Raw genomic sequence first — 6,625 nt, 5'->3', positions numbered from 1 at the left:
CGCAGGCATCTAGTTTCTCTTTTGCGGACATCCGCAGTCACGACCTGCGATTTTCGGCGGTATCCAGCTGATGAGGCCATTGCTTCAGCGCTGTTCGTCGGCCTGCGATCTGGTTTTTGTGCGGCATCTGTCGCTCCCGAAGACAAACTCGACGTCGACAGCCATTGCGCCTTTAATGGGATTGTAGCTGGCGTCCAGCTTCTGGGATTGGCGACCATCTTTCCCAATAATTTCATATAGATGGACGCTGTTTCCCTGTCGAACGGTATTCTGATCGACCATCATGAGATCGGGCATTGCAACGATATTCCGACCATCCTTTGCCATTTCTAAGACGTGGATCTGCACTTTCCGCCCCTTGAAAGCGATGTGGTCAGCCATGTGAAATCCAGGCAGATCACCGCGATTGGTATCAACTGCCTGGCGCGGATCTGCGTAGTGGCCACGCAGTTCGGTGACGCGACGGAATGCTTCCTGCCTCATGCGACGCTCAAGGGCGTCTCTCATTGCATCCTTGCCCGCCGCGGACACATCGATATCGGCCTGCATGACGCGAGCATCAATAGGCGCCCTCATGCGCTGATCCTGCACCTCAACCGATGGGACACTGTGTTCACGCGTAAATTTTTGCACAGCGTTCGCCCGTGCGGCTGCTATGCGCTCTTCTCGACGTTGATCTGTGTCAGCAGCATTGGGCTCGAGGTGAACTTGCTTACCCTTCATTGCCGAACGCACCGGATCGTTGCTGGCGTCGTCTGGGGCTAACGGAGCCGAAGCGGATTGCGGTGAGGGTCTTTGATGGCTGAATGGGTGCGGTCTCGGCGGACGCGTCACGGTTGAAGACTTCCGCAGATCCTCAAACCCACGAAATGGCTGCGTTTTGATGTCAGCTTGCTTTGGGGGCCTGCCTTTTTGATCGCGATCGCCCATATTTGGCTTCCCGGCGACAATTCGGTCGTGAGCCGCATTGATGGACGCAATTCGGTCGTGGGCTTCCTTCGAATTCGGTAGTCTGTCTGTATGGAACTTTTTGGCGAGCTTGCGCCATGCCTTTTTGATCGTTTCATCATCTGAGCCAGGCGCGATGCCCAGTATCTGAAAGTCGTTCAAAGGCGTCATCCATGAGGAGTGCTGCCAAGCAGCACATGTTCAATGTGGAGATGGTGCCTCGCTGTGTTGGTCGGCAGCCGCATGTTCCTAAAGTTTTTCCGCTTTTATGCGAATTTGTGTTGCGGTGTGCGTGATTGAGGCCATACTTTCTTCATATGATAGAACCAACATATCCGTCGGACCACCTGACTTGAGATTTGGATGCTGACATCGCAGATCAGACACCTTCCTGATCTTGCGCTTCCGGCGGTGGCTTTGCCATTGCCCCGTGAACCCTCTGGTCCACAGTCAGCCCGCTCCCCACCCAAAATATCGTTTCATTGGAATGCGTAGATATTTTTAGGGAGACTGACTTTGTTCGAAGCCGCGAAAACAACAAAAACTCTCTCAACCGTCGCAGATCTTGCGAGACTTCTTGGTTTGCGTCCAAACGCAGATACTGAGCAGATCTCGCGAACCTTTGGTCGGATGACAAACTTCGACACAGCAATCGCTATCGAGGAAAAGATCGATATCTTGGCCCGCGATGAAGTCTGGGAGATCCTTGTCGAGAAAACGACACGGAGACCTCGTGTTCTGTTGCGCCAAGATGGTCGTGGCGCCTGGCTTTCGGATTTTGAAGATGTTCCTATCGAGGTGAGACGCGAATTCCAGATCCGAAAGACCCGGATGGGTGAGATGGAAACTCTGACACCCTGGGAACACTGGAAGTGCTGCGACTGGATCAAGGGCAGCGGCCGCCGGCTTAAATCCCGATCTGGACAGGTACATGCCATCGTGGAGGTTCTCGGCGTTGGTCGTGAAACCGGTAAGCGCGAGATGATGATCAGGATTGAGCCGGTTGTGGATTTCGAGATGACACTTCAGGATGCGGTGCGTTTGCCCCTACCCTGCGCCGTCAGGACGCTTGTCCATGCCGTGGAGAACATCAGATTGTCCTCGATGACCTTGGCGGGATAATTAGCCTTTTCAGGCCGCGCTCGCCAGGCCGCGCAGTTGGGCCTGCTCTGTGATGAACGCGATGATGGCCTCCAGAGAAGTCCTGTGACCATCGACAGTGATCACAGGACTGCCGGACGACATGATGTCACTGATGATCTCGACCCCAGCTTTGTCTGCGTCACTCGGGTCCTGCATGCGACCTTTGGGGATGTACGGGTGCACGCGATCGACAATGATGTAGATATTGTCGAAGCCATCTGCGACGTTACGGAAGAATTGTTCGCCGATGGGACCGAATTTTCCCTCTGCGTAATATGCAGACTGTCGCAATGACGTATCAGTCAACTTGATATCAGTGCCTGCAAGTCTCAGAACACGACGGTATTTCTCAGCAAAGATGAGGATTTCATCGGACAAAGAGAACAGATCCTTTTCATAGATCTTTTCCTTCGATGCCTCCGAGATAGTCTCAACATCCCAACCCGCTGCCTTGAGCTCGAAGAACGCTCCCGCCATCATGGTCGTTTTTCCAGATCCCGGGGCGCCGCAGAAATTGACCAACATGTATCTACTCCAGGTATGTAATTTAGTGAAAGTTTAGAAGGTTCAGGCAGCCCTACTGCGATGTCAGAATTTTCCGACTGCTCCACGATCCTTAATGAGCCATGTCAGGCCTTCGAATGCGGCGGCAGCGTTGGTGCCGAAGGTAATTTCTTGCCCGTTATCGCGCTTGCCGCCAGCTGAGATAACGCCGATCACGCGTCTCTTACCCTCGACCATTGCAAATACCGGAGATCCGGATGTCCCGGGGATACGCGCGCAGTCCAGGACGAGGACGTTTCCGGCTTCAACCTTCACCGGGCATGCATCAGGTTGAAAAGTTTCGGCACCCTCCACGATCGGGAGTAGCCCCACGAAAGTCAGGTCTTCTGGTGCCGCAAAGACTGCTTCGAATGTGCCATCGATCGGCGCAGACAGACGCAGCAAAGCGACATCATGGCCGACGGTCTCCCGGGTCGGATCAATGTCGTAATGGAATGCAGGGTTGGTCGCGATATCTTTGACCGCAATTTCTTGCACAGGCTTGTCATAAGCGTGCACGCTGACGGTAACGCGTGATGGGTCAACCGGCTCCGTCGCACCCGACAGAACAACGCAGTGCGCGGCTGTCATGACGAGGTCTGCTCCAATCGCAACAAAGCCGCAATTTCCGTAGCCAGATGTCGTGACGTGGCCCACCGTCGCGAGATGGAGACTTGGTGCTTCATCAACTTGGGCATAGGCCGACAACGTGCTTGCAGTCAGTATCGCAAACAAAGCCTTGCTGACTGATGATCTCACTTTGCCCATCTCTCGACCCTCTGAATCTTCCCTCTCATTCAGATGGTGTCATTTGTCGTCCTGGAAAAATGAAGATGCCGGTTAGCGTTAATTCAGGCTATGAACAGACCGCATATTTTCGACCTGAAGGCCGTCACATCTGGTATCAGCATGTCGAATTGCATGCTCTTTTTGGCAATCTTTCTGTCATGTGGTTACGAGTCACCACGACCGGGTCCCAACTCCACTTTAGGGAGGCCGGCTTTCATGATTTGCACTCTTGTTGCAACCGAAATTTTCAATATTTCAGATGCGAAGCGACGCGATGGACAATTCTTCACGTGCCGTTCTCCCTTCTCTCACACGGAATTTTTGGCGTGGGCACATCGCGCAGGGTTGAGAACCAGCACGCTCATTGAGCCTTTTGCTGGAGGCGGGGATAGCGTCCGGATGCTTCTCGATGCAGATCTCATCAAGGATGTGCGGGCTTTTGACATCAATCCTGCTGCTGATTGGATCGAACAGAGGAACACGTTGCTCGACTATCCTGACATCGACGGCGTGGTTGTGACAAACCCGCCCTACATCGCCAGGAACTCAGCACGCAGGCGCCGCATCGTTTTCCCCGATACCATCTACCAGGATGCCTATCTTGAGGCTCTCAGCTTGATGCTTGGGCGCTCCGAATTCGTTGCGGCCATTCTGCCTGCCGCTTTCGGCACTTTGGACCTCTTCCGGGATCGCTTGACGCATCTCATCGATCTGCCATTTCGAGACATGTTCAACGACACTTGTCATCCGGTTTGTCTGGCGCTCTTTGAAAAATCCTCTGAGAGCACCACGCTTTGGGTATGGGAGCGTCAGCTTGGTATTGAGTGCCAGTTGCGGGACGCCCTACCCCGCCTGCCCGTAACTGTGAATGTGCGCTTCAACAGCCCTACAGGACTGATTGGCCTGAAGGCCGTCGACACATCGTCACACGCATCTATTGCTTTCGTTCGTGGTGGAAGCATCCCTCAGTCTGCCATCAAGAACAGCTCACGGATCGTCACCAGGCTCGATGTAGACGGCGTCGACGAGAGAAGCGTGGACGCTGTTATCTCTGCTGCAAACGAGAGACTTGAACGGATCAGATCATTGTCAGAGGATGTGATCCTGACGCCCTTCAAGGGCATCAGGCAAGATGGATGTTTCCGTCGCAGACTGGACTATCGGACGGCCAGGATTGTGCTTTCACTGGCGATAGAAAGCCTCAAGATAACATAGTGGTAAGCCAAAGGATCAGAACCCTGGCGCGTTACAGCCAGCGGTATTAAAATCGAATTCGCCGTCGTTGTCACCGAAGTTCGGGTGACCGATCTGGTCCTGAAGCGTGTAGTTATTGTTCCCATTCATGGATGATCGCACATCCATGATGTAGCCATAACTGGGAAACAAAACATATTCATCTCCCGTCGCGAGACCGTATTCCCATTGGGCATTAACAATCATGTTCGACACGACGATTGTGCCATTAGGAGCAATGATCTGAGCGATTTGTCCTGTGGTGACTTCGACGGCACCACGGACATTGGTGAATTTTACGAGGTAGATATCCTTATTGCTGCCGATTGGACGCACTCTTTGAGCCTGGATCTTTCGACCTTCCGGCGTATCGAAAAGACGCAGGTCATTGAATGTAGCCAGTTGGTCACCACCAAGGCTCAAAATTACGGTATCACCGTTGTCGCGATAGATTGGCGGCCGCGCTGTTGAGGTTCCGCCAAAGCAAACTTTTTCGCCTTCTGCCGGCGATGTTGGGTCTGTAGGATTGGTCGGGTCTGTAGGCTCTGTCGGTGATGTAGGATCTGTAGGCGGTGTAGTGCCACCACCCCCGCCGCCACCGGTTTCGGTGTTTGGATCGTAGGTGGGATCAGTTGGATCGGTGGGGTCGGTCGGAGGAACTTCAGGGGCTGGGTCAGTTTCAGGGGTTGGCCTAACTGGGCCTGTGTAACCCGGATCTTCATCGATCTTCATTGCGATCGTTTTGAAGTTCAGCCGCACCGTGTCAAACAGGGGCGGAATCAAAAGAGCTGAGACAACACCAAGCACACTGAGGAGGATGCCATACTCAACGATGACACTTCCGCGGACGCAAACAGATCTACGTGATATTTTCATTTCTTCCTCAAGTAACACATGGCCAAACTTTGGTATGGTTGTCTTGATGAGGAAGTTGGTTCAACCTGAGTGGACAAAAGAAAATTCCACCAGATGACAGAAAAAAGGCGCCGCGAATGCGGATCTTTTTGTCGATGTGGGATTTCTCATAGATTATTCAATGAAAAGCGGCCCGCTGCTTAGGCAACGGGCCGCTAGAATGTGACGTGCTTTCTCGACTTAGTTGCGTGTGATGTTCACGCGGCGTGGCTGGTCAGCTTCCGGGATCTCGCGAACGAGTGAGATGACCAGCATGCCATCTGCCATTGAAGCATCAGCAACCTGCATGTGCTCGCCAAGCCGGAACACACGTCGGAACGCACGTTGCGCAATGCCCTTGTGCAGATAGGATCGCGTCTCGTCTTCAGCGGCCGGTTTCGCCTCGACGATCAGCTCGCGCCGCTCGACAGAGATCGTGATCTGTTCATCGGAAAATCCCGCAAGCGCGATCTCAACACTGAAGGTGTGCTCGCCGGACTTGAGAATGTTGAAGGGTGGGTAGGACCCGCTGTCTGCCTGATCGATGGCGCGCTCGAATGCGCTCAGCATCGCTGCTGGATTAAGACCAAAGGTGGGTAGGTTGTGACGAGCTTGCATGGTGTGACCTTTCTAAAGCGACACAGTTGGATTGACCCTCCAAATGGAGCGGTCGGTTATCGGCACCCCTCATTCGAGCAGGAGCCGTTTGAGAAATGTGAGGCCCCTACCCTCTTAATTCAAGCACGCCGAAACTGCTTTTCTTATCCTTCACTGAAATTTTCTTTTGACGACCTTCACGTCTGAGACGGTGATGGGTCTGGGGCAGTTGGCGCATTGGTCTGGTTTTTTTTTCGTCATCTACCTCCAGACCGCATCGTTAGTTTTCTGAATCATTACGCCTGGCCTCACAGTTGTGAGGCCAGGCGATCATTCAATTTACCTTCCGAACAGAAAGAAAGACACACAGAAAGAAAGCCAGCTTCGTTGACCGTGAACAGTGGACGCTCGTTTCCCGCTTTGCGCCGGTCTCCAGCTGCTATCTGTCAGAACCAGGTATGCGTGAATGCTGGTTTGG

General features: G+C 53.3%; 7 protein-coding genes. 2 read left to right on the top strand and 5 right to left on the bottom strand.

The genetic code is table 11. The features are described from left to right. Positions 1 to 84 precede the first annotated feature (84 nt). Positions 85 to 1,110 carry a J domain-containing protein gene (locus ACOI1H_RS22700; RefSeq protein ID WP_422440398.1) on the bottom strand — a complete coding sequence of 342 codons (1,026 nt, stop codon included), beginning with the start codon at positions 1,108 to 1,110 and terminating at the stop codon, positions 85 to 87. Between the two features lie 354 nt (positions 1,111 to 1,464). Here ACOI1H_RS22700 and ACOI1H_RS22695 point away from each other — a divergent pair, with 354 nt between their 5' ends. Beyond that, the gene (locus tag ACOI1H_RS22695; RefSeq protein ID WP_422440396.1) at positions 1,465 to 2,070 is read left to right on the top strand and encodes a hypothetical protein; all 606 of its coding nucleotides are present in this window, start codon (positions 1,465 to 1,467) and stop codon (positions 2,068 to 2,070) included. 9 nt (positions 2,071 to 2,079) lie between these two features. Here the strand turns inward: ACOI1H_RS22695 and ACOI1H_RS22690 are convergent, their stop codons facing one another. Both ACOI1H_RS22690 and ACOI1H_RS22685 read right to left on the bottom strand, forming a co-directional pair. Continuing rightward, positions 2,080 to 2,616 carry a hypothetical protein gene (locus tag ACOI1H_RS22690; RefSeq protein ID WP_422440395.1) on the bottom strand — a complete coding sequence of 179 codons (537 nt, stop codon included), beginning with the start codon at positions 2,614 to 2,616 and terminating at the stop codon, positions 2,080 to 2,082. 63 nt (positions 2,617 to 2,679) lie between these two features. Beyond that, on the bottom strand, positions 2,680 to 3,402 hold the full coding sequence (locus tag ACOI1H_RS22685) for a trypsin-like serine peptidase (RefSeq protein WP_422440393.1): 723 nt from the start codon (positions 3,400 to 3,402) through the stop codon (positions 2,680 to 2,682). 237 nt (positions 3,403 to 3,639) lie between these two features. On the opposite strand from ACOI1H_RS22685, the gene ACOI1H_RS22680 reads away from it, so the two are divergent. Further along, positions 3,640 to 4,638: a hypothetical protein gene (locus ACOI1H_RS22680; RefSeq protein WP_422440392.1), complete on the top strand. Its 999-nt coding sequence runs from the start codon at positions 3,640 to 3,642 to the stop codon at positions 4,636 to 4,638. Between the two features lie 15 nt (positions 4,639 to 4,653). On the opposite strand, the gene ACOI1H_RS22675 is transcribed toward ACOI1H_RS22680, so the two are convergent. Further along, positions 4,654 to 5,550: a hypothetical protein gene (locus ACOI1H_RS22675; protein ID WP_422440390.1), complete on the bottom strand. Its 897-nt coding sequence runs from the start codon at positions 5,548 to 5,550 to the stop codon at positions 4,654 to 4,656. 201 nt (positions 5,551 to 5,751) lie between these two features. After that, on the bottom strand, positions 5,752 to 6,168 hold the full coding sequence (locus ACOI1H_RS22670) for an Hsp20 family protein (protein WP_422440388.1): 417 nt from the start codon (positions 6,166 to 6,168) through the stop codon (positions 5,752 to 5,754). Between the last annotated feature and the right edge of the window lie 457 nt (positions 6,169 to 6,625).

This window comes from Loktanella sp. DJP18 (assembly GCF_049310965.1).
Lineage (GTDB): Bacteria > Pseudomonadota > Alphaproteobacteria > Rhodobacterales > Rhodobacteraceae > Loktanella.
Note: the sequence above shows the minus strand (reverse complement) of the source record. Positions and strands in the feature narration are given on the sequence as shown.